14 protein-coding genes and 2 pseudogenes are annotated in these 16,921 nt (G+C 70.3%); 8 read left to right on the forward strand and 8 right to left on the reverse strand.

All coding sequences use genetic code 11. The features are described from left to right. Positions 1-314 precede the first annotated feature (314 nt). The gene (gene hutC, locus ATM97_RS20935) at positions 315-1,088 is read right to left on the reverse strand and encodes a histidine utilization repressor (RefSeq protein ID WP_218719733.1); all 774 of its coding nucleotides are present in this window, start codon (positions 1,086-1,088) and stop codon (positions 315-317) included. A gap of 146 nt (positions 1,089-1,234) precedes the next feature. Here hutC and hutU point away from each other — a divergent pair, with 146 nt between their 5' ends. Further along, positions 1,235-2,914, forward strand: a complete 1,680-nt coding sequence (gene hutU / locus ATM97_RS20940) for a urocanate hydratase (RefSeq protein WP_218719734.1) — start codon at positions 1,235-1,237, stop codon at positions 2,912-2,914. A 51-nt stretch (positions 2,915-2,965) separates the two neighbouring features. Here the strand turns inward: hutU and ATM97_RS20945 are convergent. From ATM97_RS20945 to ATM97_RS20965, 5 genes and pseudogenes are all read right to left on the reverse strand, one after another. After that, positions 2,966-3,196, reverse strand: a pseudogene (locus ATM97_RS20945) (acyl carrier protein); the annotation flags it as partial. After that, positions 3,190-3,564 (reverse strand): hypothetical protein, encoded by a 375-nt coding sequence (locus ATM97_RS20950; RefSeq protein ID WP_218719826.1) that lies wholly within the window; start codon positions 3,562-3,564, stop codon positions 3,190-3,192. The gene ATM97_RS20950 and the pseudogene ATM97_RS20945, both read right to left, overlap by 7 nt. Positions 3,565-3,628: 64 nt before the next feature. After that, positions 3,629-4,237 (reverse strand): hypothetical protein, encoded by a 609-nt coding sequence (locus ATM97_RS20955; RefSeq protein ID WP_218719735.1) that lies wholly within the window; start codon positions 4,235-4,237, stop codon positions 3,629-3,631. A 144-nt stretch (positions 4,238-4,381) separates the two neighbouring features. Then, positions 4,382-5,950 (reverse strand): histidine ammonia-lyase, encoded by a 1,569-nt coding sequence (hutH, locus tag ATM97_RS20960; RefSeq protein ID WP_374104887.1) that lies wholly within the window; start codon positions 5,948-5,950, stop codon positions 4,382-4,384. A 47-nt stretch (positions 5,951-5,997) separates the two neighbouring features. Continuing rightward, on the reverse strand, positions 5,998-7,410 hold the full coding sequence (locus tag ATM97_RS20965) for an amino acid permease (protein WP_218719737.1): 1,413 nt from the start codon (positions 7,408-7,410) through the stop codon (positions 5,998-6,000). Between the two features lie 247 nt (positions 7,411-7,657). On the opposite strand from ATM97_RS20965, the gene ATM97_RS20970 reads away from it, so the two are divergent. From ATM97_RS20970 to ATM97_RS21000, 7 genes are all read left to right on the forward strand, one after another. After that, on the forward strand, positions 7,658-9,094 hold the full coding sequence (locus tag ATM97_RS20970; protein WP_218719738.1) for a cytosine permease: 1,437 nt from the start codon (positions 7,658-7,660) through the stop codon (positions 9,092-9,094). A gap of 13 nt (positions 9,095-9,107) precedes the next feature. After that, a complete protein-coding gene (gene hutI / locus ATM97_RS20975; RefSeq protein ID WP_218719739.1) occupies positions 9,108-10,283 on the forward strand; it encodes an imidazolonepropionase in 1,176 nt (391 codons plus the stop codon). Between the two features lie 10 nt (positions 10,284-10,293). Continuing rightward, positions 10,294-11,214 (forward strand): formimidoylglutamase, encoded by a 921-nt coding sequence (gene hutG / locus ATM97_RS20980; RefSeq protein WP_218719740.1) that lies wholly within the window; start codon positions 10,294-10,296, stop codon positions 11,212-11,214. Between the two features lie 198 nt (positions 11,215-11,412). Continuing rightward, entirely contained in the window at positions 11,413-12,423 is a 1,011-nt protein-coding gene (locus ATM97_RS20985; RefSeq protein ID WP_308248563.1) for an iron ABC transporter permease, read from the forward strand. Next, complete coding sequence (locus ATM97_RS20990; RefSeq protein WP_218719742.1) at positions 12,420-13,466, forward strand: iron chelate uptake ABC transporter family permease subunit; 1,047 nt, start codon at positions 12,420-12,422, stop codon at positions 13,464-13,466. The genes ATM97_RS20985 and ATM97_RS20990 overlap by 4 nt, the downstream gene beginning before the upstream one ends. Next, a complete protein-coding gene (locus ATM97_RS20995; RefSeq protein ID WP_218719743.1) occupies positions 13,463-14,275 on the forward strand; it encodes an ABC transporter ATP-binding protein in 813 nt (270 codons plus the stop codon). Before ATM97_RS20990 ends, ATM97_RS20995 begins: the two co-directional genes overlap by 4 nt. Positions 14,276-14,337: 62 nt before the next feature. Beyond that, positions 14,338-15,354 carry an ABC transporter substrate-binding protein gene (locus ATM97_RS21000; protein ID WP_218719744.1) on the forward strand — a complete coding sequence of 339 codons (1,017 nt, stop codon included), beginning with the start codon at positions 14,338-14,340 and terminating at the stop codon, positions 15,352-15,354. A gap of 10 nt (positions 15,355-15,364) precedes the next feature. Here the strand turns inward: ATM97_RS21000 and ATM97_RS34535 are convergent. Together ATM97_RS34535 and ATM97_RS21005 are read right to left on the reverse strand one after the other, a co-directional pair. Beyond that, positions 15,365-15,654 (reverse strand): annotated as a pseudogene (locus tag ATM97_RS34535) (hypothetical protein); the annotation flags it as partial. Between the two features lie 67 nt (positions 15,655-15,721). Further along, entirely contained in the window at positions 15,722-16,921 is a 1,200-nt protein-coding gene (locus ATM97_RS21005) for a cation:proton antiporter (RefSeq protein ID WP_308248564.1), read from the reverse strand.

Consider the following 16,921-nt stretch of genomic DNA (forward strand, 5'->3'; position numbering starts at 1 on the left):
AGCCATTTCCGCCCTCTCCGTTACCCGAATGGGACCCAGCGAGCCATGGGCCACTAAACGTACAGCCCGAATCCGGCATGTCGCGTAGTTCGTCACGAAACAGTGATAACCCGAAATCGCGCTTCACTCGCCTACGACAAATATAGCGAGGTCAAGCACGTGTTTACGATTAGCTGAACGTTTGCCGAAGCTGCATATTATTCAGATCGCATAACAATTCCGAGGACCACCGGAGGGTGAGTCGCGCCTGCCACGGGACAGTGCTCACACTGCGCGGAATGGCGCGGCGAGTTGTTCGGCGGTCCCGAGACCTTTTATTCGGCGCCATTCGCCGCGGAGCCGAAGCTGCCCTCCAGCCGATTCCGCGATCCGGGATGGATCAACCGGGCCGCGCTGACCAGCCCGCCCGAGGACCAGGTGCGCCGCCGAATCAGCAGACACGGCTCGTCGCGATCGATGTCGAGCAGCGCACACTCCTCCCGGCTGGCGCGCACCGCCTCGACGACGTGCTCGCCGCGGATCAGCGGGGCCACCTCGCTGAGATAGGTATTCGGCGTGATGCTGGTGAAATCCTGCGCCAGATAGTCCGGCGCCTGCGCCGGGTTCACGTAGCGGTCCTCCACCTGGATCGGGACGTCGTCCTCGATATGCACCAGCAGCGAGTGGAACACCCTGCCGCTCATGGCGTTCCCGAGCACCGGGTGCCGGTCGCCCGCCTCCTCCGCGCGGACGAACACCACCTCGGTCCGGTGCCGGTGGCCGCGCCGGGAGATCTCGTCGGCGATATTCCTGACCTCGAACAGCGGGGAGGCGGCCTTGGTCGCGGCGACGAAGGTGCCCACACCCATCACCCGGTTGAGCGCGCCGTCGGCGGTGAGGTCGCGCAGGGCGCGGTTGATCGTCATCCGGGACAGGCCCAGCGCGTTGACCAGCTGGTTCTCCGACGGGATCTGCTCACCCTCGGTCCATCGACCGGCCTTGATCTGCGCCATGATCAGCTGCTTGACGCGTTCGTACGCCGCGAACTCGGTCCCCAGTTCGCCGTACAGCGCGGCCAGGTCCGCATCGACCACTTCGATCGCCACCACGGTATCCGTTCCCTCAGTTTGCCCAGAGAATACGTTGCGCCCGAACGACACAGCACGCTTGACAGCTACTTGTATATACAGGACTATACCACTAGTCTGGATTCCAGTGACCCAGGACACAGCCGTCATTTCCGAGGAGTGAACCGATGACCGACGCCGCCACCCAGCCCGAATCCGGCCCCCGGCCCGTGTCCGCGCCGCGCGGACCGCAGCTGCGCACGCGGGGCTGGCAGCAGGAGGGTGCTCTGCGGATGCTGATGAACAACCTCGATCCCGAGGTCGCCGAGCGTCCCGACGACCTCGTCGTCTACGGCGGCACCGGCCGCGCGGTGCGCAGCTGGGCGGCCTTCGACGCGATCGTGCGGACCCTCGAGACCCTCGCCGACGACGAGACCCTGCTGGTGCAGTCCGGCAAGCCGGTCGGGGTGTTCCGCACCAACGAGTGGGCGCCGCGCGTGCTGCTCGCCAACTCCAACCTGGTCGGCGACTGGGCGAACTGGGAGGACTTCCGCAAGCTCGAACAGCTCGGCCTGATGATGTACGGCCAGATGACCGCGGGCTCGTGGATCTACATCGGCAGCCAGGGCATCCTCCAGGGCACCTACGAGACCTTCGGCGCGGTGGCGCGCAAGCGATTCGGCGGCACCCTGGCCGGCACCATCACCCTCACCGCCGGTGTCGGCGGCATGGGCGGCGCGCAGCCGCTGGCGGTGACGATGAACGAGGGCGTCGCGCTCTGCGTGGACTGCGATCCGGCCCGCATCGATCGGCGGATCGCGCACGGCTACCTCGACACCAAGGCCGACACTCTGCCGGAGGCGCTCGCGCTCGCGATCGCGGCCCGTGACGAGCGGCGCGCGCTGTCGATCGGCCTGGTCGGCAACGCGGCCGAGGTGTTCCCGCGGCTGCTGGCCATGGACGCCCCGATCGACATCGTGACCGACCAGACCTCGGCCCACGATCCGCTGTCCTACCTGCCGCTCGGGGTCGCGCTCGAGGACTGGCACACCCTGGCCGAGAAGGACCCGGCGTGGTTCACCACCGAGGCGCAGGCGTCGATGGCCAAGCACGTCGAGGCCATGGTCGGGTTCCTGGACAAGGGCGCCGAGGTCTTCGACTACGGCAACTCGATCCGTGACGAGGCCCGCAAGGGCGGCTACGACCGGGCATTCGCGTTCCCCGGCTTCGTGCCCGCCTACATCCGGCCACTGTTCGAGGAGGGCCTGGGCCCGTTCCGCTGGGCCGCGCTGTCGGGTGATCCGAAGGACATCGCCGCCACCGATCGGGCCATCATGGAGTTGTTCCCCGAGAACGAGCACCTGAAGCGATGGATCACCATGGCCGGGGAGAAGGTGCAGTTCGAGGGACTGCCCGCGCGCATCTGCTGGCTCGGCTACGGCGAGCGCCACCGCGCGGGCCTGAAGTTCAACGAGATGGTCGCCTCCGGCGAGCTCTCCGCGCCGCTGGCCATCGGCCGCGACCACCTCGACTCCGGCTCGGTGGCCTCCCCCTACCGCGAGACCGAGGCGATGGCCGACGGTTCCGACGCCGTCGCCGACTGGCCCCTGCTCAACGCCCTGCTCAACACCGCCTCCGGCGCCTCCTGGGTGTCGATCCATCACGGCGGCGGCGTCGGCATGGGCCGGTCCATCCACGCCGGTCAGGTGTGCATCGCCGACGGCACCGCGCTGGCCGCCCAGAAGCTCGAGCGGGTCCTCACCAACGACCCGGGCATGGGCGTCATCCGCCACGTCGACGCGGGTTACGAACACGCCGCCGACATCGCCCGCGAGCGCGGGGTACGTATTCCGATGCAGGAGAACTGATCCCCCGCACTGCCGCCCGCACCGTGCGCCGGTGCGGGCGGCAGTGTCGGCTCACTCCTCCTGTGCCGCCCGGAACCTCGCCTCCATCTCCGCGGCGAGGTGAGGCTGCGCGGCCTCCATCCGCTGCACATAGGCGACCGCGTCGCCGACCGTCTGCAGACTCGCCAGGTCCTCGTCGGGGATCTCGACGGCGTACTTGTCCTCGAGCTGGACGGCGATCTCGACCAGCGACAGCGAGTCGATCTCCAGTTCCTCGACGAAGGACTTCTCCGGCGTCACCTCGTGGCGAAGGCGCGGCGCCAGAGTTCGGGGCCGACCTCGAGGTCGGTGAGGCCGGTTTCCTCCGGATCGGGCGCGACGAACGCGTCGATGTCCCGGATCGACCGCAGCCCGTCGACGTAGTGGATGTGCCGGTGGCCGACGAATTCGTCGTAGGTGCACGACCAGGGCCGCACGGCGGCCACCGATTCCGTGGGAGGGCGCGGGAATTCGCCACGGCGGACGAAGCATCTGGTGACGTCGTCGAGACGGCGGAGCGGCGCCCGCCGAAGCCGCCGCTCCGCCGGCGCGGTCTCCGCGCGGGTCACCCCGAGCGTGCCGAGCAACTCGGCCGCCTCGATGGGCGCGCTGTCGCACATCCCGTTCAGCATCGCCACTGATAGTCGTACAGCGACAACACGGCCGACGACGTCGCCCCTTCCGACAGAGCCGGGCTCATGTCCGTGGCTGCCCGGTACTGCCGTCGCAGCACGGATCCCACACGTACGTGTCGGGGGCTGGTTCGACCCCCTGGAGCAGGCTCCAGTCGAAATATGCCCAGTATGTGCGGATCTCGTGGGAGTGCGGGTCGCTGACGGCGAAGGCCGAGACGTCGCCGATCCCGCCGAATCCATCGACGTGGTCGATCGGACCGAGTCCGCCCGCCGAGAATTCGGCGGCGGTACACGACCACGGGGTGAGGTCGTCCAGCGAGCGCGGAACCATGGGTGGGAGGTGTGGTCGGCGAACGAAGTGCCGGAAGACGGATCGTTCGTGGGGGCTGCTCAGTTCGATGTGCAGGTCCGGCCAGAAGGACAGGTTCCACCGCGCGGTCCGCATGTCCATGTTCCGGTTGAAGGCCGCGACGGTCAGCGATTCGGGTGCACCCCAGGCCGCCAGGTAGTCGTCGAATGCGCGCCGCGGCGCCGATCGGTAGCGTTGCGCGGCGTCGGCGGTCTCGGCACGGGTAACCCCCAGCGTCCGAAGCAGTTCCGCCGCCTGGACCGGGGCCGAATCGCACATCGGGTTCAGCATTGCCAGTTGATAGTCGTACAGCGACAACATGGTCGATACCCCCGCGAATCGGCAAGTCCGATACGAACGTACCAGTCTTGGCGTTCGACGATGTGGATCGACGGTGAGCACCGGATCGTGCCGAAAACGATCTGGGCCCCGGTGAATTCGCCGGGGCCCAGGGTCGGGGAACGGTCAGCCCAGGGGGCCGGTGACGGATTCGGCGGCGGTGAGGAGGGCGCCGGAGCGGGCGAGGTGGTAGGCGGCGTCGATTTCCGGGGCGAGGTAGCGGTCGGGGCCGGGGCCGGGGACCTGGGTGCGCAGGGCGTCGCGGACGGCGGCGGTGGCCGGGGCCGGGGCGAGCGGGGCGCGCAGGTCCAGGGCGCGGGCGGCGGTGAGGGCCTCGATGGCCAGGACGCGGGTGAGGCCGTCGATGGCGCGGCGGAGTTTGCGGGCGGCCGACCAGCCCATGGAGACGTGATCCTCCTGCATGGCCGAGGACGGGATCGAGTCGACCGAGGCGGGGGCCGCGAGACGCTTGAGTTTGGAGACGATGGCCGCCTGGGTGTACTGGGCGATCATGTGACCACTGTCGACGCCGGGGTCGTCGGCCAGGAACGGGGGCAGGCCGTGGTTGCGGGCCTTGTCCAGGAAGCGGTCGGTGCGGCGTTCGCTGATACTGGCGACGTCGGCGACGACGATCGCCAGGAAGTCCAGGACATAGGCGACGGGCGCGCCGTGGAAGTTGCCGTTGGATTCGACGCGGCCGTCGAGGGTGACGACGGGATTGTCGACGGCACTGGCCAATTCGTATCCGGCGACACGTTCGGCGTGGGCCAGGGTGTCGCGGGCGCCACCGGCCACCTGCGGCGCGCAGCGCAGCGAGTAGGCGTCCTGCACGACGGTGCAGTCGGGGGTCGCGTGACTGGCGACGATCGCCGAATCGGCCAGCAGGCGGGTCATATTGGCGGCCGCCACGGCCTGGCCGGGCTGCGGGCGCAGCGCCTGCAGGTCGGCGGCGAAGACCTTGTCGGTGCCGAGCAGACCCTCCACGCTCATGGCCGCGGCGACATCGGCCAGCCGCAGCAACTGCCGCAGATCGTGGCAGGCCAGCACCAGCATGCCGAGCATGCCGTCGGTGCCGTTGATCAGTGCCAGCCCTTCCTTCTCCTCCAGCTCCACCGGCGCGATGCCCGCGTCCGCCAGCGCCTCGGCGGCGGACCGCAGCTCGCCGTCGGCGTCGCGGACCGTGCCCTCACCGAGGACGGCCAGCGCCACGTGGGCCAGCGGCGCGAGGTCACCGGAACAGCCGAGACTGCCGTACTCGTAGACCACCGGGGTGATCCCCGCCGACAGCAGCGCGGCGTAGGTCTCGGCGACGACCGGACGCACGCCGGTGCGGCCGGTGGCCAGGGTCGACAGGCGCAGCAGCATCAGCGCGCGCACCACCTCCCGCTCCACCTCGGCGCCGGAGCCGGCCGCGTGCGAGCGGACCAGGCTGCGCTGCAACTGCTGACGCAGCTCGAGCGGGATGTGGCGCACGGCGAGCGCGCCGAAGCCGGTGGACACGCCGTAGACCGGCTTGGGGTCGGCCGCCAAGGCCTCGATCCGCCTGCGGCTCTCGCCGATCGCCGCGAGGGCCTGCTCGGACAGCTGCACCGCGACACCGTCCCTGGCCACCCGGACCACGTCCTGGGGCGCCACCGGCCCCGTGCCGACGACGACCGGTTCCACCGCGACCGGTGCGGTCCGGTCCGAGTCGATGCTCACTATGTTTTCTCCATTCCGAACGAGGTGCGGGACAAGATCTCTCAGGCGATATCGGCGACGGGATCCGGCGCGGCGACCGGTGCGGGCGCCTCCGTGGCCGGGCCAGGGCGGACCCAGAGCCGGTAGGCCACCCACAGCAGCACCAGCCAGACCGCGCCGACGACCAGCGCCACCCGGCTGTCGGCGTCGAAGGCGATCACCGCGATCACGAACATCAGGAAGCCGATGGTGATCAGCTGCCCGTAGGGCCACAGCGGCACCGGGAACTTCAGCGCGGCGACCTCGGCGGCCGACATCCGCTGCCGCGAGCGGTACTGCGAGAACAGGATCATCAGCCAGACGAAGATGGTCGCGAAGGTGGCGATCGAGGCGATCACCAGGAATACCCTGTCCGGGATCAGGTAGTTGAGCAGCACGCCGACCAGCAGGGTGACGGTCATGATGACCACCGTCATCCACGGCACCCCGTTGCGCGAGACCTGCCGCATGACCGCGGGCGCTTGGCCGCGCTGGGCCATGCCGTACATCATCCGGCCCGCGCCGAAGATGTCGCTGTTGATGGCCGACAGGGCCGCGGTGATCACCACGACGTTGAGCACGGCCGCCGCGGGGCCCAGGCCCAGACTCTGGAAGATCTGCACGAACGGGCTGCCCTCGTCGCCGATGGTCTGCCACGGCTCGATCGCCATGATCACCGCGAGGGTGAGCACGTAGAACAGGATGATCCGCACGGGCACGGTGTTGATCGCGCGCGGGATAGTGCGCTGCGGGTCCTCGGCCTCCCCGGCGGTGATGCCGATGATCTCGGTGCCACCGAAGGCGAACATGACGATGGCGAAGCAGGCCACGAAACCACCGAAGCCGGTCGGGAAGAAGCCGCCGTCGGCCCACAGGTTCTGCACGCCGCCGCTGGAGTCGTGCAGGCCGAAACCGAAGATCAGGATGGCGATGCCGCCGGCGATCATGGCCACGATGGCGACGATCTTGACCAGGCTGAACCAGAACTCGACCTCGCCGAACACCTTGACGCTGAGCAGGTTGATCGCGCCGATGAAGAAGATGATCGACAGCACCCAGATCCAGCGGGGCACGTCGGGGAACCAGAAGCCCATGTAGACGCCGAACGCGGTGACGTCGGCCAGACACACGATGAGCATCTCGAAGGTGTAGGTCCAGCCGGTGACGAACCCGGCCAGCGGGCCGAGGTGCTTGCTGGCGTACTCGCCGAACGAGCCGGAGACCGGATTGCTCACCGCCATCTCGCCGAGGGCGCGCAGCACGAGGTAGATCGCGGCGCCGCCGATCAGATAGGCGAGCAACACCGACGGGCCCGCCCGGTGGATGGCCTCCGCCGAACCGTAGAACAGGCCGGTGCCGATGGCCGAGCCGAGCGCGATGAAACGGATGTGACGCGCGGTGAGTCCTCGCGTCAGCACAGCAACGGGCTTGTTCACACCATTCTCCCGGGATTCGGAAAGGCGCACGGATCGGGTGATACCCGTCGGATTCGCCTGTGGGGCCGGTCACAACGACCGCTACATGTATAAACCTGTATATACAGCCGTGTCAACGCGCGGCCGATCGCCGGGCAGCCTAACGCTTGACGTACCTGTCTATACAGGCATATACATATCGGACGTGATCCAGCGCACACGCGCCGGCCACACGCTCGACGGCGTCACCGCAGAAAGACAGGCCGCTATGACCAGCTCCGGCAGTTCCGAGGACCTCCTCACCCCCGAACGCCGCACCATCGACGTCGTCCCCGACAGCGAACGGCACGGCACCCCGCGCAGCCAGTTCACGCTCTGGTTCGGGGCGAACATGCAGATCACGGCGGTCGTCGACGGCGCGCTCGCGGTCGTGTTCGGCGCCGACGCGCTGTGGGCGATCGTCGGATTGCTGCTCGGCAACGTCGTCGGCGGCGTCGTGATGGCACTGCACTCCGCGCAGGGTCCGCGCATGGGGTTGCCGCAGATGATCTCGAGCCGCGCCCAGTTCGGGGTCAAGGGCGCGGTCGTGCCACTGGTGCTGGTGATCCTGATGTACCTGGGCTTCGCGGCCACCGGCACGGTGCTGGCCGGGCAGGCGGTCAACAACATGCTGCACGTGGCCAACCCGGTGATCGGCATCGTGATCTTCGGCGCGCTGACGGCGTTCGTAGCGGTCACCGGATACCGGCTGATCCACGTCGTCGGGCGGATCGCGACCGTGATCGGGATCGTCGGCTTCACCTACCTGACGGTGCGGTTGTTCGCCGAGTACCCGGTCGGCGACTTCGTCGGGGTGATCGGCTTCGACGTCGTCACCTTCCTGCTCGCCATCTCCCTCGGCGCGGGCTGGCAGCTGACCTTCGGCCCGTACGTCGCCGACTACTCCCGCTATCTGCCACGCAGCACCAGTGAGCGCACCACCTTCTGGTCGACGTTCCTCGGCAGCGTGCTCGGCTCGCAGTGGGCGATGACCTTCGGCGCGCTGGTGGCCGCGGTCGCGGGCAAGGCCTTCCTGGCCGACCAGGTCGGGTTCCTGGGTGAGCTGGCCGGGCCCGCGCTGCTCGCCTTCTGCGTCTATCTGGTGATCGTGGTGGGCAAGCTGACGGTCAACGTGCTCAACGCCTACGGCGGGTTCATGTCCATCCTGACCACCGTCACCGCCTTCGACGGACGCTCGCAGATCTCCACCCGTGCCCGCACGCTCTACATCGTCGGGTTCGTCGGTGTGTCGATGCTGATCGCGATCGCCGCCAGCGCGGACTTCCTGAACAATTTCAAGAACTTCGTGCTCGTGCTGCTGATGGTGTTCACGCCGTGGAGCGCGATCAACCTGATCGACTACTACCTGATCTCGAAGGAACGGGTCGACCTGCCCGCGCTCTACGACCCGCACGGCCGCTACGGCGCCTGGAACGTGCCCGCGCTGGCCTGCTACGGCCTCGGCGTGCTGGCCCAGATCCCGTTCCTGGCCCAGAAGCTCTACACCGGTCCGATCACCGAGCTGCTCGGCGGCGCCGACATCTCCTGGATCGTCGGCATCGTGTTCACCGCGGCGATCTACTACCCGGTCGCCCGGCGCACCGCCAACCCGCCCGCGCGGATGATCTACCCCGCGCACACCGACATGGTCGACACCCGCACCTAGGAGGACTCCCCCAGTGCCCACCACCGCACTGACCGGCATCGGCACCCTGGTCACCAACGACCCCGCCCTGGGCGACGGCCCGCTCGGCCTGCGCCGCGACGCCGCCGTCGTCTTCGACGACGCGACGGTGGTGTGGGTCGGCGACAGCGCCGACGCGCCCGCCGCCGACACCGGCGTCGACCTCGGCGGGCGCGCCGTGCTGCCCGGTTTCGTCGAGACCCATTCGCACCTGGTGTTCGCGGGAGACCGGGCCGAAGAGTTCGCGGCCAGGATGGCTGGGCGCCCCTACGGCGCCGGCGGCATCCGCACCACCATCGAGGCCACCCGCGCCGCGACCGACGAGCAGCTCGCCGCGAACGTGGCACGACTGATGGACGAGTCGCTGCGCGCGGGCAGCACGACGGTCGAATGCAAGAGCGGCTACGGCCAGACCGTCACCGACGAACTGCGCAGCGTGCGGATCGCGGGCCGGTTCACCGACGAGGTGACCCTGCTCGCCGCGCACGTGCCGCCGCCGGAGTACGCCGGGCGCGCCGACGACTACGTGGCGATGGTGTGCGCCGAGATGATCCCGGCGTGCGCGCCGCACGCCCGGTGGATCGACGTGTTCTGCGAGCAGGGCGCGTTCGACCGCGATCAGGCGCACGCCGTACTCTCGGCGGGCATCGCGCACGGTCTGGTACCGCGCGTGCACGGCAACCAGCTGCACCAGGGTCCCGGCGTGCGACTCGCGGTGGAACTCGGCGCCGCGTCGGTGGATCACGTGACACATGTGAACGCCGCCGATATCGACGCGCTGGCGAGCAGCCAGACCGTGGCCACCCTGCTGCCGGGTGCCGACTTCTGCACGCGCAACAGCTATCCCGACGCTCGCGCTCTGCTCGACGCCGGTGTCACCGTGGCGCTGGGCGCGGACTGCAATCCCGGCACGAGCTACACGACGAGCCTGCCGTTCTGCATCGCGCTGGCGGTGCGCGAACTGCGCATGACTCCCGACGAAGCCGTCTGGGCGGCGACCGCGGGCGGCGCACGCGCACTGCGCCGCACCGACATCGGCGCGCTGACGCCCGGCGCGCGCGCCGACGCGATCGCGCTCGACGCCCCCTCCCACCTGCACCTGGCCTACCGCCCGGGTGTTCCGCTGATCGACCGGGTGTGGCGCGGCGGCGCGCTCGCCGCCACGAAATGAGGTCCACCCGATGACATCCGACTCCGCGTGGACCGGCCGGATCGACGGCACCACTCCCGACCACCTGCGCTGGCACCAGGCCGTCGCCCCGTACGCGCCGGGTACCGATCCCGGCGCGTGCGTGTTCGTCGGCTTCGCCAGTGACGAAGGGGTGCGGCGCAACAAGGGCAGAACCGGTGCCGCGCAAGGCCCGGAGGCGTTGCGCCGGGCGCTGTCGCCGATGGCGCTCGGCACGGCACTGCGCGCCTTCGACGCGGGCACGGTCGCCGTCACCGACGGCCGGCTCGAGGACGGCCAGCGCCGGCTGGGCGCGACGGTGTCGGAGCTGCTGGACGCGGGCGCGTTCCCGGTCGTACTCGGCGGCGGGCACGAAGTCGCCTACGGGACCTACCTCGGGGTGGCGGGCGCGGCGCGGCGCGCACCGGGCACGATCGTCGGAATCCTCAATCTGGACGCGCATTTCGACCTGCGCCCCGATCCGGTGCCCAGCTCCGGGACCCCGTTCCGGCAGATCCTCGAGCGCGATCCCGACGTGCGGTACGCGGTGCTGGGGATCAGTCAGCCCAGTAACACCACCGTCCTGTTCGACACCGCCGACCGGTTCGGCGTGCGATATCTGCTCGACGACGACTGCGCGCCGGAGCGGGTCGCCGCGTTCGTCGCGGAGTTCCTGGCCGGGATCGATCTGCTCTACCTGACCATCGACCTCGATGTCCTGCCCGCCGCGGTCGCGCCGGGGGTCAGCGCGCCCGCCGCCTACGGCGTCCCGCTCTCGACGATCCAGGCCGTCTGCGACCAGGTCACCGCCTCCGGCAGGCTCGCCGTCGTCGATGTCGCCGAACTCAATCCGGACCTCGATATCGACCAGCGCACCGCCCGCACCGCGGCCCGGCTGCTGCACCGCCTCGTCACCCGGCACGTGCGTGGCTGAGCTCGACGATCTTGCGCATTAAGGCTTGCCTACCCTAAAGTCTCTCGCGATCCGGTTCGCAACCTTCGCATCTCGGCGGTGGTGACGACCGCGCCGTCGCCTCGCACCCGCCCGTCGACCGATCCGCACGCACCACAGCGTCTTCCGCCTGCCCGACGGCCAGGTGCGCTCGGTCGTGCGCGATGAGGAATGCCCACCGTGTCCACTCCCGTCCTGCGAAGTCCGGCGCTGCGCCGTACCGCGGTCTTCGCGCTCGGCGCCGCCGCGCTGACGCTGTGCGTCGTACTGAGTCTCGCGCTCGGCTCCCGGTCGGTGCCCGTCGGCACCGTCGTCGACGCCATCCTGGGCCACGGCACCGATCGGGATGCCGCGGTGATCACCGGAATGCGGTGGCCGCGCACGGTCGTCGGGCTCGTGGTCGGGGCCGCGCTGGGCCTGGCCGGCGCCGTCGTGCAGGGGGTGAGCCGCAATCCGCTGGCCGCGCCGACGACCCTCGGAATCAACGCCGGGGCCGCGCTGGCCGTGGTCACCGCCATCTACGCGCTCGGCCTGAGCCAGCCCGGACAGTACGTCTGGTTCGCCTTCGCCGGCGCCGCCGTCGCGGCGGCGACCACCCTGACCCTCGGGCGCCGGTCCGGCGATCTGGACCCGATCCGGCTCGTGCTGGGCGGCACCGTCGTGCAGCTGGTGCTGGCCTCGTGGACCTCGGCGGTCCTGCTGTTCAGCGAGCGCACCCTCGACGAGGCCCGCTTCTGGCTGGTCGGTTCCATCGCGGGACGTGAACTGTCGGTGCTGATTCCGCTGCTGCCGCTGTTCGCGGTCGGCGCGGTCGTCGGGCTGGCGATCACCTCCGGGCTCAACGCGCTGGCCCTCGGCGACGAAGCGGCCGAGGCGCTGGGCGTGCCGGTCACCCGGATCAGGGTCGCGGGCATGGTCGCGGTCGTCCTGCTGGCCGGCGCCGCGGTGGCCGTGGCCGGGCCGATCGCGTTCATCGGGCTGGCCGCGCCGCATCTGGTGCGGCTGGTCGCGGGCACCGATCACCGGGTGCTGGTGCCCGGCTGCCTGCTCGCCGGGCCGCTGTTGCTGCTGAGCGCCGACATCGTCGGCCGGATGATCATGCGCCCGACAGAGGTCGAGGTCGGCATCGTCACGGCGTTCCTCGGGGCGCCGCTGCTGGCCGTACTCGCGACGCGGAAGGTGCGCCGATGACCACCCTGGTAACCACTTCGACGACCGCGCGGGTCCGGCTGCTCGCCGTGGTCCTGACCGTCGCGCTGCTGGCGCTCGTGACCGTCGCGCTGCTGGCGCTCGTGACCGTCGCGCTCGCCACCGGCGAGGTGTCGATGGACGCGCTCACCGCGCTGCGGGCCGCGATCGGGCTCGGCGATCGCGGAGACGTCTACGTCGTGCAGGAGTTCCGCGCGCCCCGGATCGCGGCGGGTGTCGTCGCGGGCGCCGGGCTGGCCGTGGCGGGCGGGGTGCTGCAACGGCTGTTCCGCAATCCGCTCGCCTCCCCCGACGTGATCGGCGTGACCGGCGGCGCCTCGCTCGGCGCGGTGGTCGTGCTGGCCGCGGGCGCGAGCCAGTACTCGATTCCGCTCGCCGCGCTGGCGGGCGGCATGGTCGCCGCGGTCGCGCTCGGCGCGATCGGGTGGCGGTCGCAGTTGTCCACCGCCCGGCTGGTGCTGGTCGGCCTGGCGATCCAGGCCGGACTCGCCGCGGCGGTGAATCTGGTGATCGTGCGCTTCCCCCGGGAGCTGGCGGGATCGGCGATGCACTGGACCGCCGGTTCGCTCTACGGCCGCACCTGGCCGGAGGTCACCGGCGCCGCCCTCGGCTCCGTCGTCGTACTCGTCGCCCTGTGCGTGCAGTACCGCACCCTGGCCGTGCTCGACCTCGGCGACGACTCGGCGGGCGGTCTCGGCGTCGGCGTCTCGGGGGCGCGGCTGCGGCTGCTGTGTACCGCGGTGGCGCTGGCGGCGCTGGCCGTGGCCATCTCCGGGCCGATCGTGTTCGTCGCGCTCGCCGTGCCGCAGCTGGTGCGACTGCTGTGCGGGCCACCGACTGCGGCGACCCTCGCCGTCACCGGTCTGGCCGGCGCGACCCTGCTCACCGCCGCCGACTTCATCGCGCAGAACCTGCTGCCGGTGCGGGGACTGCCGGTCGGCGTCGTCACCACGACCGTCGGCGCACCGTGGCTGCTGTGGCTGCTCGTGCGCGACAGCAACCCGGCGAATCGGAGGACCGCATGACCGAGCAACCGCGCAACGAACTCGCCACCCGCGACCTGGCCTTGCGCTACGGCGAGCGCACCATCATCGACGGCCTCGACCTGGTACTGCCCGGGCACGCCGTCACCGCGATCGTCGGCCCCAACGCCTGCGGCAAGTCGACGCTGCTGCGCGGCCTGACCCGGCTGCTGCGGCCCGCGGGCGGCACCGTCACCCTCGACGGCGCCGACATCCACCGGATGTCCGCCCGCACCCTGGCCTTGCGTCTGGGCCTGCTCCCCCAGCAGCCGATCACCCCCGAGGCCATCACCGTCGAAGCGTTGGTGCGCCTGGGCCGCTACCCGCATCAGAAGATGCTGCGACCCTGGTCGGCGAGCGACCAGGCCGCGGTCGAGGAGGCGATGGCGCGCACGGGCACCACCGCGCTGCGGGAGCTGTCCGTCGACCAGCTCTCCGGCGGACAGCGGCAACGCGCCTGGATCGCCCTGGCACTGGCCCAGGACACCGATCTGCTGCTGCTCGACGAGCCGACCACCTTCCTGGATCTGCGCCACCAACTCGACGTGCTCGACCTGGTCGCCGATCTCAACGCCGACGCGGGCCGCACGGTGATCATGGTGCTGCACGATCTCGGCCAGGCCGCCCGCTACGCCGATCACCTGGTGGTCCTGCGCGACGGCGCGCTGGCCGCGGCCGGTCCGCCGGCGCAGGTGCTCGACGCCGACCTGGTGCGCACCGTCTTCGACGTGGAGTGCCGGGTGATCCCCGATCCGGAAACCGGGACACCGCTGGTGGTGCCGCTGGGCCGGGCGGCCCGGGCCCGCGTCTGACCTCCCCTCCCCGGCGGCCCGCTCCGGGTCGCCGGCGTCCCCCACCAGAAATGAGGACCGTCATGTCCCTTCGACGTCTCCGCGCCCGCGGACTCCGCCGGGCAGGCACCGTCGCCGCGGGCGCGCTCATCGCGTTCGGCACGCTCGTCGGCTGCGGCACCGACACCGCCACGACCGGCGGCACGAACACCGCCGCCGACGCGACCAGCTTCCCGCGCACCCTCGACACCGTCATGGGCCAGGTGACCATCCCGCGCGTCCCGCAGCGCGTGGTCGTCCTCGACACCGCCGAACTCGACTCGACCACCCTGCTCGGCGTGACGCCGGTCGGCGCGGTCATCCCGCACACCAAGACCGCGGGCGGCTTCCCCGATTACCTGAAGGCGGGCCTGGACGGCGTCACCGATGTCGGCCCGCTGCTCGAGCCGAATCTCGAGCGGATCGCCTCGCTGAAGCCCGACCTGATCCTGTCCTCGAAGATCCGGCACGAGAAGATCTACGACAAGCTCAGCGGGATCGCGCCGACCGTGTTCACCGAGACCACCGGCGGCCCGTGGAAGGCCAACCTGGCCGTGCACGCCAAGGCCCTCGGCCTCGACCAGCAGGCCGCGGACGCGCTGCGCAAGTACGAGACCCGCGCGCAGGCGCTGGGCGCGGCGATCAAGGCGAAGAACAACGGCGTCACCCCGTCGGCCTCGGTGGTCCGCTTCCTGGCCGGCCCGACCCGGCTGTATCTGACGCAGTCGTTCAGCGGTGTCGTACTGGCCGATGTCGGTCTCACGCGACCGGCCAACCAGGTCTCGAGCGACACCAAGAAGACCATGCTCGAGGTGAGCCCGGAACAGATCGACGGCGCCGACGCCGACCTCATCTTCGTCGCCACCATCGACGACCCGGGCAAGACGCCCAAGAACGCCGTCACCAGCAGCCCGGTGTGGCGCGATCTGGCCGCGGTGCAGAACGGCAAGGTCTACGAGGTGCCGGACGAGACCTGGATGTCGGGCATCGGCGTGCAGGCGGCGCAGCGGATGCTGGCCGACATCGCCCAGGCCACCGGCGTGCCGCTGCCCGCCGAGTGAGCGCGCGGGATCAGAAGTAGCGCAGCCGGCCAGAGATCCAGGCCATCGTCGTGCTGAGCACGGTGACCAGGATGCCGGATCGGGTGAACTGTCAGAAGGAGATCTGCTGGCCGGCGCGGGCGGCGATGCCGAGGGCGACGACATTCGCGCCGGCCGCGACGGCGGCGCCATGGTGGCGGTGTCGGGGATGTTGTCGACGAACGCCGCTCGCAGCGCCGGCCCGAAGACCAGCGCGGTAGCGGCCAGGACGTAGTTGTCGCCGACCAGGTCGGTCGCGGTGGCGCCGATCGCCGCGATCAAGAGCTGATCGATCCGCGAGTACGGCGACGACCCCGCGCCGCGGACACACGAGCGTCGTCGACAGCGGTCACTCCGCGACGGAGTCCACGCGCAGAGTCTGCTTGCGCGAGACGGTGGCCCGCATGACCGGTTCGACGATGCGCGCCGCGATCGGCCCGATGATCGCCATCAGCAGCACATACGTGGTCGCCAGCGCGGCGAACTCGTCGGGCACCGCGCCCGCGGCCACCGCCAGACCCGCGATGACGATCGAGAACTCACCGCGCGCGACCAGCGCGGCACCGGCCCGCGCCCGGCCCAGCTGCGAGGCACCGGCGCGTTGGGCCGCCCACCAGCCGGTGGCGATCTTGGTCGCGGTGGTGACCACGGCCAGCAACACCGCCCAGCCCAACACCGGCGGGATCGTCCGCGGATCGGTACTCAGACCGAACAGCACGAAGAACATCGCCGCGAACAGATCGCGCAGCGGCTCGAGGATCTTGGTGGCGTCGTGCGCGGTCGAATCGGAGATCGCGATACCGAGCAGGAACGCGCCGACCGCCGCCGACACCTGCACCGCCGAGGCCACACCGGCGACCAGCAGCGCCGAGCCCAGCAGCTTGAGCAGGAAGATCTCCCGGTCCTCGCTGGCCACGATCGCCGAGACGTACTTGCCGTAGCGCAGCGCCACGACCAGCACCACCGTCACCGCGACCAGCGCGATCCCCACGGTGGTCAGGCCCGCCATGAAGCCGACACCGGCCAGCACCGCGGTCAGCACCGGCAAGTAGATGGCCATCGCCAGATCCTCGAACACCAGGATCGACAGGATCGTCGGCGTCTCGCGGTTACCCAGCCTGCCCAGATCGTTGAGTACCTTGGCGACGATGCCCGACGACGAGATGTAGGTGACGCCCGCCATCGCGATCGCCCCGGTCGGACCCAATCCGAGCATCAGCGCGACGATCACCCCCGGCGTCGCGTTGAGCACCAGGTCTAGCAGGCCCGCCGTCCACGACTTGCGCATGCCCGTGACGAGTTCACCCGCGGTGTACTCCAGCCCGAGCAGCAACAACAGCAGCACGACACCGATCTCGCTGGCGAGGTGGATGAAGTCCTCCACCTCGTGCAACTGGATCAGGCCGCCGGTGCCGAAGACCAGCCCCCCGAGCAGATAGAGCGGGATCGGCGAGAGGCCGACCTTGCCGGCGATCCGCCCGAGCACCCCCAACCCGAAGAACACCGCCCCCAACTGGATCAATGCCAGCGCGGTTCCCGTGAGCTGCAC

Origin of the sequence: Nocardia sp. MH4, assembly GCF_019266065.1 — a bacterium.
Classification (GTDB): domain Bacteria; phylum Actinomycetota; class Actinomycetes; order Mycobacteriales; family Mycobacteriaceae; genus Nocardia; species Nocardia canadensis.